18 protein-coding genes are annotated in these 16,832 nt (G+C 35.2%); 10 read left to right on the top strand and 8 right to left on the bottom strand.

Features of this window, described 5'->3' with window-relative positions; translation table 11 throughout:
- Positions 1–19 precede the first annotated feature (19 nt).
- The 3 genes from alaS to ACFFU9_RS05280 all read left to right on the top strand — a co-directional run bounded on the left by alaS (position 20) and on the right by ACFFU9_RS05280 (position 4,926).
- Complete coding sequence (gene alaS, locus ACFFU9_RS05290) at positions 20–2,632, top strand: alanine--tRNA ligase (protein ID WP_379860351.1); 2,613 nt, start codon at positions 20–22, stop codon at positions 2,630–2,632.
- A gap of 116 nt (positions 2,633–2,748) precedes the next feature.
- The gene (locus ACFFU9_RS05285) at positions 2,749–3,726 is read left to right on the top strand and encodes a GSCFA domain-containing protein (protein ID WP_379860350.1); all 978 of its coding nucleotides are present in this window, start codon (positions 2,749–2,751) and stop codon (positions 3,724–3,726) included.
- A gap of 585 nt (positions 3,727–4,311) precedes the next feature.
- A complete protein-coding gene (locus tag ACFFU9_RS05280; protein WP_379860349.1) occupies positions 4,312–4,926 on the top strand; it encodes a DUF4230 domain-containing protein in 615 nt (204 codons plus the stop codon).
- Here ACFFU9_RS05280 and ACFFU9_RS05275 read toward each other — a convergent pair.
- A complete protein-coding gene (locus ACFFU9_RS05275) occupies positions 4,908–5,315 on the bottom strand; it encodes a rhodanese-like domain-containing protein (RefSeq protein WP_379860348.1) in 408 nt (135 codons plus the stop codon). The two genes, ACFFU9_RS05280 and ACFFU9_RS05275, sit on opposite strands and share 19 nt — an antisense overlap.
- Positions 5,316–5,349: 34 nt before the next feature.
- On the opposite strand from ACFFU9_RS05275, the gene ACFFU9_RS05270 reads away from it, so the two are divergent.
- Positions 5,350–6,099: an enoyl-CoA hydratase/isomerase family protein gene (locus tag ACFFU9_RS05270; RefSeq protein WP_379860347.1), complete on the top strand. Its 750-nt coding sequence runs from the start codon at positions 5,350–5,352 to the stop codon at positions 6,097–6,099.
- Positions 6,100–6,185: 86 nt separating this feature from the next.
- Here ACFFU9_RS05270 and ACFFU9_RS05265 read toward each other — a convergent pair whose 3' ends face one another.
- Positions 6,186–6,734, bottom strand: coding sequence for a DUF4136 domain-containing protein (locus ACFFU9_RS05265; protein WP_379860346.1), 549 nt, complete (start codon positions 6,732–6,734; stop codon positions 6,186–6,188).
- Between the two features lie 96 nt (positions 6,735–6,830).
- Positions 6,831–7,010: a C1orf53 family protein gene (locus tag ACFFU9_RS05260; RefSeq protein ID WP_379860345.1), complete on the bottom strand. Its 180-nt coding sequence runs from the start codon at positions 7,008–7,010 to the stop codon at positions 6,831–6,833.
- Positions 7,011–7,059: 49 nt separating this feature from the next.
- Here ACFFU9_RS05260 and ACFFU9_RS05255 point away from each other — a divergent pair, with 49 nt between their 5' ends.
- Genes ACFFU9_RS05255 through hemL form a run of 4 tightly spaced genes read left to right on the top strand, consistent with a single transcriptional unit; the run spans position 7,060 to position 10,406 of the window.
- The gene (locus ACFFU9_RS05255; protein ID WP_379860344.1) at positions 7,060–7,398 is read left to right on the top strand and encodes a hypothetical protein; all 339 of its coding nucleotides are present in this window, start codon (positions 7,060–7,062) and stop codon (positions 7,396–7,398) included.
- A complete protein-coding gene (locus ACFFU9_RS05250; RefSeq protein ID WP_379860343.1) occupies positions 7,388–8,299 on the top strand; it encodes a 1-aminocyclopropane-1-carboxylate deaminase/D-cysteine desulfhydrase in 912 nt (303 codons plus the stop codon). The genes ACFFU9_RS05255 and ACFFU9_RS05250 overlap by 11 nt, the downstream gene beginning before the upstream one ends.
- Positions 8,300–8,303: 4 nt before the next feature.
- Positions 8,304–9,098 carry a glucosaminidase domain-containing protein gene (locus tag ACFFU9_RS05245; protein ID WP_379860342.1) on the top strand — a complete coding sequence of 265 codons (795 nt, stop codon included), beginning with the start codon at positions 8,304–8,306 and terminating at the stop codon, positions 9,096–9,098.
- A gap of 21 nt (positions 9,099–9,119) precedes the next feature.
- Complete coding sequence (gene hemL, locus ACFFU9_RS05240; protein ID WP_379860341.1) at positions 9,120–10,406, top strand: glutamate-1-semialdehyde 2,1-aminomutase; 1,287 nt, start codon at positions 9,120–9,122, stop codon at positions 10,404–10,406.
- An 84-nt stretch (positions 10,407–10,490) separates the two neighbouring features.
- Here the strand turns inward: hemL and ACFFU9_RS05235 are convergent, their stop codons facing one another.
- The 4 genes from ACFFU9_RS05235 to lysS all read right to left on the bottom strand — a co-directional run bounded on the left by ACFFU9_RS05235 (position 10,491) and on the right by lysS (position 14,895).
- Complete coding sequence (locus tag ACFFU9_RS05235; RefSeq protein ID WP_379860340.1) at positions 10,491–10,970, bottom strand: DUF4890 domain-containing protein; 480 nt, start codon at positions 10,968–10,970, stop codon at positions 10,491–10,493.
- A 119-nt stretch (positions 10,971–11,089) separates the two neighbouring features.
- Positions 11,090–12,298, bottom strand: coding sequence for a hypothetical protein (locus tag ACFFU9_RS05230; RefSeq protein ID WP_379860339.1), 1,209 nt, complete (start codon positions 12,296–12,298; stop codon positions 11,090–11,092).
- A 35-nt stretch (positions 12,299–12,333) separates the two neighbouring features.
- Positions 12,334–13,071, bottom strand: a complete 738-nt coding sequence (gene ppk2, locus ACFFU9_RS05225; RefSeq protein ID WP_379860338.1) for a polyphosphate kinase 2 — start codon at positions 13,069–13,071, stop codon at positions 12,334–12,336.
- 135 nt (positions 13,072–13,206) lie between these two features.
- Complete coding sequence (gene lysS, locus ACFFU9_RS05220) at positions 13,207–14,895, bottom strand: lysine--tRNA ligase (RefSeq protein ID WP_379860337.1); 1,689 nt, start codon at positions 14,893–14,895, stop codon at positions 13,207–13,209.
- A 355-nt stretch (positions 14,896–15,250) separates the two neighbouring features.
- On the opposite strand from lysS, the gene ACFFU9_RS05215 reads away from it, so the two are divergent.
- Complete coding sequence (locus tag ACFFU9_RS05215; protein ID WP_379860336.1) at positions 15,251–15,409, top strand: YqaE/Pmp3 family membrane protein; 159 nt, start codon at positions 15,251–15,253, stop codon at positions 15,407–15,409.
- A gap of 96 nt (positions 15,410–15,505) precedes the next feature.
- Positions 15,506–16,216: a lipoyl(octanoyl) transferase LipB gene (lipB, locus tag ACFFU9_RS05210; RefSeq protein ID WP_379860335.1), complete on the top strand. Its 711-nt coding sequence runs from the start codon at positions 15,506–15,508 to the stop codon at positions 16,214–16,216.
- Positions 16,217–16,220: 4 nt separating this feature from the next.
- Here lipB and ACFFU9_RS05205 read toward each other — a convergent pair whose 3' ends face one another.
- A complete protein-coding gene (locus tag ACFFU9_RS05205; protein ID WP_379860334.1) occupies positions 16,221–16,592 on the bottom strand; it encodes a putative zinc-binding protein in 372 nt (123 codons plus the stop codon).
- Between the last annotated feature and the right edge of the window lie 240 nt (positions 16,593–16,832).

The raw sequence follows: 16,832 nt of genomic DNA, 5'->3' as shown, positions 1-16,832 counted from the left end.
CAAGAGTTTTAGGAAGTATATGAAGTCACAAGATATCAGATCACAGTTTTTGAGTTTTTTTGAAGAAAAAAAACATAGCATCGTTCCATCGGCACCTATGGTGCTTAAAGATGATCCTACTTTAATGTTTGTAAATTCTGGGATGGCGCCTTTTAAAGAATATTTTTTAGGACATGCACAGCCAAAAAACAATCGTATTGCTGATAGTCAAAAGTGTTTGAGAGTTTCAGGTAAGCACAACGATCTAGAAGAGGTAGGGTATGATACTTATCATCATACTTTATTTGAAATGCTTGGCAATTGGAGTTTTGGTGATTATTTTAAAAAAGAAGCTATTGCTTGGGCCTGGGAGCTGCTTACAGAGGTTTTTAAAATCGATAAAGACATATTATATGTTACTGTTTTTGAAGGCAACGAAGAAGATAAGCTTCCTATGGATACTGAAGCCTTCGAATTATGGAGTGCCTTTGTAGATCGGGACCGTATTTTAAAGGGTAATAAAAAAGATAATTTCTGGGAAATGGGCGATCAAGGACCGTGTGGACCCTGTAGTGAAATCCATGTGGATATCCGTTCTGCAGAAGAAAAAGCGAAAATACCTGGTAAAGATTTGGTAAACCAAGACCATCCGCAAGTTGTAGAAATATGGAACCTGGTTTTTATGCAATACAACCGAAAAGCCAATGGTAGCCTAGAGCCTTTGCCAAACAAGCATATTGATACAGGAATGGGCTTTGAGCGTTTATGTATGGTGTTGCAAGGGGTGCAATCTAATTATGATACCGATGTGTTTACGCCCATAATTCGTGAAGTTGAAGTGATAACAGAAAAAAAATACGGTGTTAATGAAGCGGAAGATGTAGCCATTCGCGTTATCTGCGATCACGTTCGTGCCGTTGCATTTTCCATTGCAGATGGTCAATTGCCTAGTAATACAGGGGCGGGTTATGTTATTAGAAGAATTTTACGTCGTGCTGTTCGTTACGGATTTACTTTTTTAGACAAAAAAGAGCCCTTTATTTTTAGACTGGTAGATGTGTTGAGTAAAAAAATGGGCGATGCCTTTCCAGAATTAAAAACACAAAAACAGCTTATTGAAAATGTTATAAAAGAAGAAGAACAGTCGTTTTTGCGTACTTTAGATCAAGGGCTTGTTTTATTAAATAGAATTGTTGAAGAAACATCGGGTAATACCGTTCTAGGCGAGAAAGCTTTTGAATTGTATGATACATATGGGTTTCCAATCGATTTAACGGCTCTAATTCTTGCGGAAAAAGGACTGCACCTTGATGAAAAAGGTTTTAATGAAGAACTTCAAAAACAAAAAAACCGTTCTCGTGCAGCTAGTGAAATGTCTACCGATGATTGGACGATCTTACAACAAGACGACGTCGAGGAGTTTATTGGATACGACACCCTAGAGGCTACAGTTAAAATAACGAGATATAGAAAGGTTACGTCTAAAAAAGAGGGTGATATGTACCAATTGGTGTTTAATTTAACCCCATTCTATCCCGAAGGAGGTGGCCAAGTAGGTGATAAAGGTTACTTAGAGGATCCTCATGGCGATGTGGTATATGTATTGGATACTAAAAAGGAGAATAACGTAATCATCCATTTTACGAAAAACTTACCGAAAGATGTTAAACAAACGTTTAAAGCGGCTGTCGATGGAAAACAACGCTATAGAACAGAGTGCAACCATACAGCTACACATCTTTTGCACCAAGCATTGCGTGAGGTTTTAGGTTCTCATGTAGAACAAAAAGGAAGTTTGGTGCGGTCGAAACATTTACGATTTGATTTCTCGCATTTTTCAAAATTAACTACAGAAGAGTTGCGAGATGTTGAAAACTTTGTAAATGCGAGAATTGAAGGGCGTTTGCCATTGATAGAAAAACGAAATGTGCCAAAAGAAGTTGCAATTGCAGATGGTGCTTTGAGTTTGTTCGGCGAGAAATATGGCGATACGGTTAGAACCATTCGATTTGGTAGCTCTATGGAGCTTTGTGGAGGAACACATGTTAAGAATACCGTTTATATATGGCACTTTAAAATTGTATCAGAAAGTGCTGTGGCTTCTGGAATCAGACGAATAGAAGCCATAACTAATGATGCAGTAAAGGATTTTTATTTTGATCATGATCGGGTGTATTTTAAAATGAAAGAAATGCTTAACAATGCTCAAGAACCCGTGAAAGCACTTCACAGTTTACAGGAAGAGAATTCTAATCTTAAAAAACAGATTGAAGTTCTTTTAAAAGATAAAGCCAAAAACATGAAAGGGGAGCTTGAGGCTGCACTTACCGAAATAAATGGCATACAGTTTTTAGCAAAAAAAATAGATTTAGATGCTTCAGGTATAAAAGATTTGGCATTTGAAATGGGAAGTAAATTCGAAAATTTATTTCTTTTATTTGCAACAGAACAAGATGGAAAGGCCTTGTTGTCTTGTTACATCTCAAAACCATTAGTCTCTGAAAAAGGATTGAATGCCGGGCAGGTTGTTAGAGAGCTTGGTAAATATATCCAAGGTGGAGGTGGCGGACAGCCATTTTTTGCCACTGCGGGAGGTAAAAATCCAGAAGGGATTGCTGAAGCTCTAGAAGCAGCGAAAAAGTTTTTAATTTAAACACATAAAGCTTAAGGTAATTTGGTTAAATGGTAATGTTTCCATTTAAAATAGAGTCCCTTTTATATTGGCTGTTTTTATTGACTTAACACGAAAAAAAAATCGCAATATAAAAAATGAAACTTCAAACTCAAATAGCTTTAAAAAAACAGGAGCCTAATGCTTTAATAGATTACAACTCTAAAATTGTATTAATAGGCTCCTGTTTTTCAGACAATATCGGTAAAAAGTTAGCGTATTTTAAGTTTTATAATTTACAGAACCCTTTAGGAATCTTATTTCATCCAAAAGCCATTGAAACTTTAATTTCAAAGGCCATAAATAAAAAAAAATACTCTGAGAAAGATGTTTTTTTCCATACAGAACAATGGCATTGTTTTGAAGCACATTCAAAATTAAGCCATAGCTCCAAGAACAGATTGTTGAATAAGCTTAATGAGCAGCTTGATGCCACGTATAAAGGACTCGAAAAGGCTTCTCACATTATTATTACATTGGGGACAGCCTGGGTATATCGTTTTGTAAAAAGTGACGAAATCGTTTCTAATTGCCATAAAGTATCACAAAAAGAATTTAAAAAAGAATTGTTGCGGGTGGAGGCTATTTGTCAATCTCTTCATGCCATGGTGGATTTAATAGGAAGAATCAATCCCAACGCATCTGTAGTTTTCACAGTGTCACCCATACGACATTTAAAAGATGGCTTTATCGAAAACATGCAGAGTAAGGCGCATTTAATTACAGCAATCCATCAATTTTTAAACCAACAATCGTGCATCACAAGCTGTAACGCATTCTATTTTCCTTCCTATGAAATTATGATGGATGAACTTCGAGATTATCGTTTTTATAAAGAAGATATGATTCATCCTAATGAAACAGCGATTCAATATGTATGGGAGAAGTTTCAACAGGTTTGGATGTCAGAATCAGCATTAAAAACAATGGAGGAAGTTGATGGTGTACAAAAGAGTATTCTTCACAAACCATTTAATGCAAATTCGGAAGCGCATCGGGGCTTTCTTCAAAAATTAGAATATAGAAAAATAAAGCTTCAAAAACAGCATTCTTGCATAGTGTTCCATGCTAAGTAATCTTAAAGTAAGTTTTTATTGTAAGGTTTATTATGTTTGGCCATTAGGCAGTGCTGCTTAATCTTTTTTTAATAACACTTTGTCGAAAATTTAGTTCGATAGTGACTTTTTTATTTAAATTTAGGATGCTATTAATCTGTTCATTTTTGAAACACCCATTGTCCTTTCTTTAATAAGTTGAACAATGGGTATTTTTTTTTTGAATGATTTTGAATACGGTTAGTTCAAATAGATTTTAGAAGGAATGTTTTTTTTAAAGGTGAGGTGCTGCTTAGAGACACTCACTTTGTGCAAGGATATTTAGAGTTTGAGGAACATTAGAAAGATATTAAAGATATGAGTCAAAAATTTTAATCTCAGTATGCGTTGAAGGCATTAAAAATGCTAAAGCGGAATTATTTAACATAAACCATAACACTTACTTAACCTTACGGTAATATGCTTTTGATAAAAAGGGGTTATTTTTGTCCTGAAAGTAATATTTCATAAATGCATTGGTTTAGGCTTCTTATGTCGAAGAAAACTGATGTTTTTTTATTTTAAAAACTAAAGGTTTTTTTTCCATTATAATTTATAAATTAGTCCATGCGAAAAATTCTATTTGGTGTTGTTATTACCTTGGTTGTTTTATTCACGTTTAAGTATTGTGATTCTAAAAAACGAGACCATGCTGTTCTTCAAGAAAACTCAGCGCTTATTCAAAAGCAAATTAAAAATGTAGGAAAGCTTATTGTAACAGAAGGGCACTTTAGCCAAGTGTTCAATTATAAAAACTCAAAAGCGCTTTTTGGTCCTTTTATCACAACAGAAAAAAAAGCATTGGTAGTTGTAAACGCAGAGGTTACTGTAGCCTACGATTTAAGTAAAATTGAATTTGACATTGATGAATCGACTAAAACGCTTACCATTTTAAGCATTCCAAAAGAAGAAATTAAAATAAATCCAGATTTAGAATATTATGATATTAAAGCAGATTTTTTAAATCCCTTTGATGGCTCAGATTATAACGATATTAAAAACAAGGTAAATGCTTCACTTATAAAAAAAATAGACGCTTCTGATTTAAAGAAGAATGCTGAAAATAGACTGATTAGTGAGCTTTCTAAATTTTATATTCTTACAAATTCTCTAGGTTGGACATTACAATATAATAAAGAACCCATTACCAATATGGAGGTGTTTCAGTCTATTAAATTATAAGTTTCACTTAGTTTCATCCAACCTCCGCCATTAGTGGCTTGAATATTATTCAAATTTAAAAATTTTGTTGCTTTTGCCGATCGAACACCAGAAGCACAACACACCACAAAAGGAGTGTTCATGGCTTTTAATTTAGCAATGTTGTTGTGTAGCTCTTGTAATGGGATGTGTATCGATTTTGGTACGGCTCCAGCATCATATTCGGTTTTACTCCTAACATCTAGTATGGTAGCGCCATTTTCTAGAAACAATGTAACTTGTCTTTTTTTTGCTCCAAAAATAAAATCCCAAAACCCCATAGCTCCAATTTTACAACAAAATACGAATTTTTTTTTAAAACAAGAAGGATAGTAGGTATAAAGGTTATGTGATTTTTTATGTATATTCATCCTTTAGATAAAACACTAATTATATTACGAACACATGCAAGCATATGTAAGCTTAAGTATAGAAAACAAAGTGGGTTTCATTGAATTTTCCCATCCTAGTCACAATGCGTTACCCAGTACTATTTTGAGGGAATTGGCAAAAACTATTTCAGAAGCAGGTCAAAATAATGCTATACAAGTTATTGTATTAAAAAGTGGAGGGAATCGTACGTTTTGCGCTGGTGCCAGTTTTGATGAAATGCTAAGTATTGAAGATGCTGGAACAGGGACGGTTTTTTTCTCGGGTTTTGCCAATGTTATCAATGCCATGCGTACTTGCCCTAAACTTATTATTGCGCGTGTTCAAGGGAAAATAGTTGGAGGTGGTATGGGGTTGGCAGCAGCAGCAGATTATTGTTTAGCAACTCAATATGCCGCGATAAAATTAAGCGAATTCAGTATTGGCATTGGGCCTTTTGTTATTGAACCAGCAGTTTCAAGAAAAATGGGATTGAGTGCTACATCGCAAATGACTTTAAATGCGGAAGCGTTTTTTTCTCCCCAATGGGCAAAAGAAAAAGGATTGTATGCAGAGGTATACGAAACAACCGAAGCTATGGATGATGCCGTAAAAATACTGGCTGGGAAATTGAGCGGGTATAATCCAGAGGCATTAAAAGAAATGAAAACGGTGTTTTGGCAAAACACCGACCATTGGGAGACCTTGTTGCTCGAGCGCGCCGAAATAAGTGGGGCGCTTGTATTAAGTGCTTTTACCAAAGCGACCTTAAAGCGATTCAAATAGCAAGTTGACTAAAACGCTACAGTCGTAATCTTTATCTAAAAAAAAAAGCGACTAAATTTTAAATATTAGTCGCTTTTTGGAAGTTTTTAATTATCAGTATCAGGAGGATAACGCTCCATAATTTTTGTAACAAATTCTTTAATACGGTCGTCTTTCTTTTCCATGTTTTGGGTCAGATATCCAGAGCCCATGCCTTGCCAAACCAATTCTTTCTTACTGGCATCAATTAAATCTATATACAATGTGCCTTCTGCAGATGTGGATACCGAAGGCTGCATATTATAACCCCATCCCCAAGGGCTATATCCTCCCCATCCCCAGCCACCGTAGCCCCAGGCATTATTATAAACATCAACACGTTGATGTGATTTTGTAAATAAGCTTACAAGTAAATCTGGATTTTCAGATTTACTAAGCCCTTTTGCTAAAAGTTCAGCTTCAATGGCACGAAGAATCCGCCGTTTATCTAAATCGCTGATTTCAGCTTTATCAATACCCGTTTTGTAAAAAGCAAAGGTTTTATAATCATTAAAATTTGCTTTTTTATCATAATCAGCCGCTACTCTCACAGAGCTGCAAGAGCTCACCACAAATAGTATTACTAAAAGCGGTAACATGTAAATTGATTTTTTCATAGCTTTTTTTATTGGTTATCTTTGGGTTAAAAAACATCAATAATCATACCATTTGTTATTAATGCCTTAATATTCTGCTTGTTATCAAAAAACAAACTATTTAAAGGATTTATTTTTTAATGTTGTATTGGTTTTTGCATTATATCCATAAGGGCAATGTCTGCAACCACTTTCACAACAATACCCTCGTTTTAAATGATAACGTTCTGTAAAACAACGATAGCCTTCTGGGGTTAAATAAAAATCGCCTTCTTCTACAGGAATTATTTTCTTCATATATAACAAAGATAATGTAATTTGGACTAATTTTTGAGATGCTTAATGCATGATTGTTATCTCAAAATATTTAGTGCCGAAAGGCTATTTGGGAATTACCATTTTTCCTTTCGTCATTTTAAAACATAAACGTTTTAAAAATCGATCGGTTTTGCTTAATCATGAAAAAATTCATTTAAAACAGCAATTAGAACTCTTCATTATCCCTTTTTATGTGTGGTATATCTTGGCATATGTTGTTCGGTTTATACAATATAAAAATCATGATGCCGCTTATCGAAATATTTCTTTTGAACGCGAAGCTTATGCTCAAGAGTTTAATCTGGACTACCTGCAAAAGCGTTCGTGTTTTCAATTTTTAAAGTATATTTGCAAGCATGGTATTTAAGTTGGAAAATAGTGTTAATCAACGCATTTTAGTTCCCAATAATTATGGGGTAGAACTTTTTGTAAAAAGAGAAGATGCCATTCATCCCTTTATTTCAGGAAATAAATACAGAAAGTTAAAATACAATATAGAAGGAGCAAAGCGTTTAGGCTTTAAAAAGCTCCTTACGTTTGGCGGAGCCTTTTCCAACCATATTGCAGCAGTGGCCTATGCAGGAAAAATGTTCGACTTTGAAACGATTGGTGTGATTAGAGGTGAAGAGCTGAGGTCTAAAATAAAAGAAAATAGCACATTGTCTTTTGCTGCGTCTTGTGGAATGCGTTTTGAATTTGTGTCCAGAGAGGCATATCGACATAAACATTCAGAATCCTTTTTAACGGCACTCAGGCATTTTTATAATGATTTTTATTTGTTGCCAGAGGGCGGCACCAATACTTTGGCGGTTAAAGGATGTGAAGAAATCTTGAATGCAGGTGATGTCGATTTCGATTTTGTGTGCAGTGCTGTAGGTACCGGTGGCACTATTTCTGGACTAATTAATAGTTCGAAGTCCCGCCAACAGGTTTTAGGGTTTCCTGCATTAAAAGGTGACTTTTTACAAGAAGATATTAGTAAATTTGCAAATAAGAAAAATTGGAGTCTGATTCTAGATTATCACTTTGGGGGATATGCTAAAATAAATATAGCTTTGATTGATTTTATAAATCAGTTTAAAAAAGATCATGACATAGCATTAGATCCCGTATATACGGGGAAAATGATGTATGGAATTTTCGATTTAATTAAAAAAGGTTATTTCCCAGATAAATCAAAAATACTTGTTATTCACACTGGTGGATTACAGGGCATAATCGGTATGAACAAGACTCTGAAACAAAAAAATTGGCCTTTAATTGAATAGTGATATGAATAAAATTATAATGTTTTTTTTAGTAGGGATGTTGTTTTATAGCTGTGGCTCAAAAAAAACAGTCGCAAAAAAAAACCATCATAAGCGTGCTAAAATAGAGCATGTGGTTATTAAAGAACCTTCAGAACGCGTTTTAGAAATACCTAAAAAAGTATATGCTAATGCTACAGAGCAATACATCGACACCTATAAAGGCATTGCTCAAGAGGAGATGCGTTTGTATCATATTCCCGCTAGTATTACTTTGGCACAGGGTATTTTGGAATCTGGTTCTGGTATGGGGAGACTTTCTGTAGAAGCGAATAACCATTTCGGAATTAAATGCCATGAATGGACGGGCGATAGAATTTATCATGACGACGATGCAAAAGGGGAGTGTTTTAGAAAATATCATGACGCCAAGTACTCATTTCGCGACCACTCTTTATTTTTAACCATGAGATCGCGCTATGCTAAATTGTTTACATTTAAAAAAGGAGATTATAAAAGTTGGGCCAAAGAGCTTAGAGCAGCGGGCTATGCAACAGATAAAAAATATCCACAGAAATTGATTAGCTTAATAGAGCGCTATAACTTACATGAATATGATATGGAGGTTTTAGGTGCCGACTCCTATGCCATGGAAATTGAACATGACACGACCGTTCGCACGGAAGGCCATACTGTTGTAAAAGGCGATACCTTATATTCTATTTCCAGACGTTATGATGTGACTGTTAAGGAGCTTCAGAAAATGAACGGCCTTCAAGATGCGAACATTGGCATAGGTCAAGTTTTAAGAGTTAAATAGTAAAAAAAACATATCAATCTTATGATTTATAAAAGAAGCAGTGCCTTATTTTCAGAAGCAGAACGCGTAATTCCTGGAGGTGTAAACTCTCCAGTAAGAGCTTTTAAAGGTGTTGGGGGTACGCCTATTTTTGTGAAAGAAGCAAAAGGCGCGTATTTGTTTGATGAAGATGGCAATACATTGATAGATTATATCAACTCATGGGGCCCCATGATTTTAGGCCATGCCTATGAACCGGTAGTAAATGCTGTTATTGAAAAAGCAAAAAAAGGAACCTCTTTTGGGATGCCAACGGAAATTGAAACTAAAATAGCAGAGTTGGCCGTATCTATGGTGCCTCATATTGATAAAATCCGTTTTGTAAATTCGGGAACAGAGGCTTGTATGAGTGCTGTGCGACTGGCTCGTGGTTTTACTAAAAAAGATAAAATCGTTAAATTTTCAGGGTGTTATCACGGGCATAGCGATTCATTTTTAATACAGGCTGGAAGTGGGGCTAGTACCTTTGGTGTTCCTAATAGTCCAGGGGTTACTCAGGGTACAGCAAAAGATACGTTACTTGCAAAATATAACGATATTGAAAATGTAAAAGCTCTTATAGCATCTAATACAGATGAAATTGCTTGTATAATTATAGAGCCAGTAGCTGGAAACATGGGCTGTATTCCGCCAAAAGATGATTTTTTGAAAAAATTAAGAACACTGTGCGATGCCCATAACATTCTTTTAATTTTTGATGAGGTAATGACTGGTTTTAGATTAGCAAAAGGTGGTGCCCAAGAATTATTTGATGTAAAGGCAGATATTGTTTGCTTTGGAAAAGTAATAGGGGGCGGTTTGCCTGTAGGCGCTTTTGCAGCTAGGCATGAGATTATGGATTACTTGGCACCAATAGGACCTGTTTATCAAGCAGGGACTTTAAGTGGTAATCCATTAGCTATGGCTGCTGGTTTGGCGATGCTTACAGAACTAAATACAGATGCCGAAATTTTTAATCGATTAGAAGAAAAAACAAGCTATTTGCACAAAGGCATGGCTAAGGTTTTAAATGATAATAATGTGGTGCATACCATTAATAGGGTAGGGTCTATGATTTCTGTACATTTTGCAGAAGATGCAGTGATAGATTTTGACACTGCAGCAAATGGGAATAACGATACTTTTAAAGCCTTTTTTCATGGCATGTTACAACAGGGCATTTATATTGCGCCAAGTGCTTTTGAAACGTGGTTTATTGCCGATGCATTGTCTTATAAAGATTTAGATAAGACTATTTCTGCAGTCAATCATGTTGCCAAAAGCCTTTAAAGGCGACTGTAATAAAAAAGCATTTCTGGATACAGAAATGCTTTTTAACAATTTAACGAACTAAACTAAAACTAATTTAATATATTATCCTTGCTTTTGCATGGCTTTACGGGACTTGCCCTGTCTTCTTTTAGAGCCTTTATCGTTGTGCGCATTACGCATATGTTGTTTTTCCCATTTTTCAAACTGTTCTTCGTTCAAGATGTTTTTCATTTTAGCTTTCATGGCTATTTGATGGTCTAATCTTTCATTCATCATTTTAACTCGATCTTCTTGAGAAGGTTTTTGGATACTCCCTTTTTCTTTAGAAGCTTTTCGAGCTTCCATTTTAGCTTTCCTAGTTGTCGCATTTTCTAAGTTTAATGCTTTAATGGCCTTTTGTTGCTTTTCATTTAAATCTGAATGTAAGGTCATTTTTTTTGTTTGTAAAGTTGCCATGTCTTCGGCAGAGATGTTTTGAAATTTTTCAGTTCGATCTCTTCCTTCTCTTTGCGAGTTGGCTTTTTTCTGTGCAGTAGCCTGTAAAGTAATAAAGGCAAGTGCAATTATCGCTAATTTTTTCATAAGTATTGTTTTTGTGTTTATTTGGTACTAGGACTTTGTTATTTTATAAAAGTTTAATGTAGTAGTCTCTTTTAACGGCATATTAACAGGTAGGATACAATCTAAGAAACAGTACTTTTTTAAATAGGAAGTGTTAATTTAATGCCTGTTTGAAAATCTGGTGCATTATTTACCGAAAGGTCTTGCATGAAAAATAAAGAGAATTTATAACTTGGTCGACCATAGGTATAGATAAAAGTCCAAGTAGATAAGGACTTATAAAGTGTAGACACACCATGGTGCCAACCAGCGTTTACTTCGTTCCATTTTCCTAATAACTTGTAATAACTGGCTTCTTCTTGTTTATTGTATCTGGTTTGAAGTTGATAATCTAATCCAAAGGCATGATAGCTTTTGGTTTTGGTGTACTTTGTAAATTCAATATTCCCTACTACATTTCCTAGAATGCGATTATTACCTAAATCCATCACGTCTTTAAAGTTGAGGATATTTTTTCGAAGAATATTGAGGCCGACTCCAACATGAAATTCATTTTTGTTTTTAAATTTTATTTTTTTTACTCCATTTACCGAAACACCTAAATCTATTGAAGCATTGAATGTTGAGGTGTTTAACCCTAGATGCGAACCTAAATTTAAATGGATGTTATGTGTAGTATTAAAAAGAAATGACGGATAATAATGATGGCTAAACTCAATTCCACTTATAAAAAAAGCATTGTTATAAAGTTTCATTACTCGACCATTCCTATCTGTGTATTTAAAATTTACCCGATTCAAACCATAATACCGACGTCCATAAGGGTCTTCTCCTCCAGCTATATGGGAATGGAACCATTCAATAGTTTCATCACTTGAAAAAAAAGATAATGGATAATTGCCTTTTGTAATAAGGTGTGATCGCAACGACATGTTTAATTCGTTTTTTTTATTTAAAGGAATATCTACTCGAAATCTAAACTCTTTAATTACAGCATCTACAACGATATTCATGTATGTTGCGGGTGTGGTCTCCTGGTCTATGAAATCAAACTTACGCAAATTCCATAAGGTTTGGCTTAGTTTTTTTCTAAGCTCAGGACTTTTTGGCAGATAGGCCTCTACAAAGGGGTGGAACGTATTGCCACTAGTATAGGCGACAGATAACTTGGCTTTTTTTAAAGATGTTGTTTTGAAGTTTTGATGTATTCTAGAACTAAAAATGCCAAAGTGATGTGTTGGTAAAACACCACTTTGGTCAATGCCGTTCTTTATGGAGTAACTATCTTTATGTTGTGCATTTAAGATGGTATTAAAAATAAAAGCGACAAGAAATATTTTTTTTAACATTTACAAAAGTGGAGGAGCAACATTCATTTGTTTTTCTATGTTTTTAAACTCACAATTTCTGGGTTTGGTTCTAAGCGTTCGTTGGTTATGCCTTTTAATTCGTAATTTACATTATTCAATATGTATCGAATGGCTTCTTTTCTTGCTAAATCCTTATCATTTCCTTTAATAACGACCCAGGGTGAGTTTACGGTACCTGTAAGTCTAAACATTTCATCCTTATAGAATGTGTAATCGTCCCACTTTAACTGGGCCTGCAAGTCAACCGTGCTTAGCTTCCAGCTTATAAGGGGATTGGATTTCCGTTCTTCCAAACGTTTATTTTGTTCGTCTTGGTCAATAGAAAACCAGAATTTAATAAGTACTATGCCATCTTCGGTAAGCATATTTTCAAATTGGACCACCTGTTTCATGAATAAATCATATTGGGCTTTAGAACAAAAGTCCATTACTGGTTCTACAACAGCTCGGTTATACCAACTTCTATCAAAGAACACCATTTCACCCGGATTTGGAAAATGGCGGATGTAGCGTTGGAAGTACCATTGTTCTTTTTCGTTTTCTGTAGGTTTATTGAGGGCGACCACGCGATAAAAACGTGGATTGATATAGCGTATAAAGCGCATGATGGCACCACCTTTTCCTGCACTATCCCGACCTTCACACACAATTATCAATCTTTTTTTGTGTTCAATTAACCAATTTTGCATGCGAACCATTTCTGTTTGAAGATTCAAGAACTCTTGGTCGTTTTCTAAGGCATGTAAGTGCATATCAAAGCATTTTTAAGATATGAAAAAATAAATAATTTTGTTATACTTTTTTGAATGAAACAAAAAAGGAATTAATCAAAATTAATTCCTTTTTATAATATATAAAGTTAATACTGTAAATAAATTACAGACACGCTAAATAAGTTCAACTACAAGCGTATCATCCATTTTTTCTACTTTTGCTAACTTGTGCTTGGTCAATCCTTTAATGCCTTTGTCCCAAGCTTTATTGCTTAATCCAGACTGTGTTTTTAAATCTGAAAGAGACATGCTTTTCTCTGGTTTTAAAACCATTAAAATAGCTTTTTCATTATCGCTTAGTTCTATCTTTTTTTCTGGTCGCATTTGTGGAAAGAATAATACTTCTTGAATGGACTGGTTGTTGGTTAAAAACATAATTAATCGATCCATGCCTATACCCATTCCCGATGTTGGAGGCATACCGTATTCTAAGGCACGTAAAAAATCTTCATCGATAAACTCCGTTGCTTCATCGTCACCTTTTTCTGCAAGTTTCAATTGGTGTTCAAAACGTTCGCGTTGGTCTATGGGGTCGTTTAGCTCGCTATACGCATTAGCTATTTCCTTACCACAAACCATTAGTTCAAAGCGCTCTGTTAGTTCAGGATTTTCCCTGTGTTCTTTACATAAAGGGCTCATCTCTTTCGGGTAATCAGTAATAAAAGTAGGCTGGATATAATTGCCTTCACATTTTTCACCAAAAATTTCGTCAATAAGTTTGCCTTTACCCATGGTGTCGTCTACTTCAATACCCAAATCTTTCGCGGCCTGTCTTATTTCTTCTTCGGTTTTTCCTGTAATATCAAAACCGGTAAAGTTTTTAATGGCTTCTGCCATAGTAATGCGAGGGTAAGGCGCCTTAAAATCGATTTCATGCTTTCCAAAAGTTGCTTTTGAAGTTCCATTTACAGCCGTAGCGCAATGCTCTAACAAACGCTCGCAGAAATCCATCATCCAGTTGTAATCTTTATAGGCTACATAAATTTCCATGGCAGTAAACTCTGGATTATGTGTGCGGTCCATGCCTTCATTTCTAAAGTTTTTAGAAAACTCATACACCCCGTCAAAACCTCCAACAATCAGTCGCTTTAAATATAATTCGTTGGCAATTCGCATATATAATGGAATATCCAGTGCATTGTGGTGCGTCATAAAAGGTCTTGCCGCGGCACCACCTGGAATGGGTTGTAAAACAGGGGTTTCTACTTCGAAATATCCAGCATCATTAAAAAACTGGCGCATGGCATTAAACAATTTCGTTCGTTTTACAAAAACCTCTTTCACATGTGGGTTTACCACTAAATCTGCATAACGTTGGCGGTAGCGCTGTTCGGCATCGGTAAAGGCATCATATACAACACCATCTTTTTCTTTAGGCAAGGGCAAAGGTTTCAAAGCTTTACTCAATAAAGTAAAATCTTTAACCTTAACTGTTTTCTCGCCAACTTGCGTTGTAAATAATTCTCCTTCAACACCAATAAAGTCACCAAAATCCAATAGTTTTTTAAAGACGTCATTATATTTAACCTTGTCTTCTCCAGGGCATATTTCATCTCTATTAAAATACACCTGTATTTTGCCATCGGCATCCTGCAATTGAGCAAAACTTGCTTTTCCTTGTACCTTAACGGCCATTAATCTCCCTGCAACAATTACTTTTTTTCCGTTTTCGAAATCGGTTTTCAATTGTTTAGACGTGAAGTCTACAGGATACAGGTCTGCGGGATACGGGTTAATGCCCAGGTCTCGTAATTTTGTTAATTTTTCTCTGCGTAGAAGCTCTTGCTCTGATAATTGCGACATATTCTAGTTTTCTCGGTATAAATTTTTAAAGGCACAAAGATAAACATTTGATTTACGATTTGCGATCATTGAATTATGATTTTTTAGGGCGTTCCCCTCTCGATAGAAATCGGAAGGGGCGGGCTTTCCGTTCTAAGTCCTCGCACACACCGATAATCATCGGTGCGTGCTGTGGGCTTTCCTCTTCAATCCCTAACGCGGCGGTTTATAGCGGGTAGCAACGGTATGCTATTTAAAATGCATTAAGAATAGTGTTTTTAAAATTTATAGTGTTGAAACTAAAATGGATGTAAACTATCATTATAGTTGTTAAATGAGTAAATTTAGCTCCGTAAATTTTAAACCCAAATTTAAAATGAGTTTTTGGAGCGTTTTATTGTGTATTATCTGTCCGCCTTTAGCCGTTATAGGGAAAGGTTGCGGTTCTATATTAATTGTTTTTTTATTGTGGCTATGCGGATGGATTCCTGGTGTTATAGCAGCATTAGTCATACTCAATAATCCAAAATCTTAGTTTATCTATAGAAGCGATTATGGAGCATGTAATAGACTTTGCTTTTTTTTTGAGGGTAAGGCGCTTTGCCAGATAAAAAATGTAATTTTGTAGCTTATGAATAAGTACATAGAACTTCAGGATTTAGGGTTAAAAGACTACAAGGAAACTTGGGATTATCAAGAGTTATTATTTAAAGGTATTGTAGATACAAAAATCCAAAACAGAAAGGCAGAGACACCGTTGCCAACTCCAAATTATTTTTTGTTTGTCGAGCATTCGCATGTCTATACTTTAGGTAAAAGTGGCGATATATCCCATTTATTATTAAATGAACAGCAACTTATAGATAGAGGTGCTACGTTTTATAAAACCAATAGAGGTGGAGATATTACATATCACGGGCCAGGACAGATTGTGGGCTATCCTATTTTAGACTTGGAGAATTTTTTTACCGATATACATAAATATCTACGTTTTCTAGAAGAGACCATTATTTTAACATTAGAAGAGTACGGACTAAAAGCGGAAAGAAGCCCTGGTGAAACAGGTGTTTGGTTAGATGTAGGTACTCCATTCGCACGTAAAATTTGTGCTATGGGCGTGCGGGCAAGCCGTTGGGTAACCATGCATGGTTTTGCCTTAAATGTAAATGCCAACTTAGGTTATTTCGATAATATTATTCCTTGTGGTATTCGAGGTAAAGCCGTTACGTCTTTAAATGTAGAGCTGGCAACAAAAACCGTTGATGAAGCCGAGGTTAAAATGAAGTTATTAAAGCACTTTGCAACTCTTTTTGAAGCAGAATTTAAAAACAGCCCAGGCTAAATCTTTATAAACTATTGATTTTCTCTACAATAGTTTGGTAAATCTGTATTTCATCTTCTAAATTCATCTTAGAATTCTTTTCTTTCTTAAAGTTGTAATCTGTTAGAATGATGTGTTCTGTGGGTTTAACAGCTATCCCTTCCAAACAGGCTTTTGCGCATTGCAATGTACAGCCGTCTATAACTACGATAGGATTATTGGATTGTGCTTTTTTAACTAGAGACTTTACCTTACCACCAACGCCCGCAATACACGACATCTCAGCAATGCCTTCAGCATTTATTTTAAGTGCTATATCGTTGGCAAGTTGGGCTACATTGCTGCAGCCAGAACAAGAATATATAATAGGAAGTTTTTTTTGTTTCTTTGGAGACATAATTATTTTTTTTAGTGCTTAAAACGTAATCTAGCCTGAGGCAATTTGTTGTCCTCAACAAAAATGGAAGTTTTCGATTTTAAAAAGAATGACAAAAGTCATAAAACCACCTGTTAACGGAATGGATCTAAATACTTCTTAAGTTTGTCTTTTATTAAATTTGATATATAATCAGAAAGAATAAAAGAGAGAATTAAGGTTAATATATACGGTGAAGCCTAGACTTCGACAACATTGATA

The sequence above is a fragment of the Mariniflexile ostreae genome (genome assembly GCF_042427585.1).
GTDB classification, from domain to species: Bacteria; Bacteroidota; Bacteroidia; order Flavobacteriales; family Flavobacteriaceae; genus Pseudalgibacter; species Pseudalgibacter ostreae.
The sequence above is the reverse complement of the archived record's forward strand: the minus strand, read 5'-3'. Positions and strand labels throughout refer to the sequence as shown.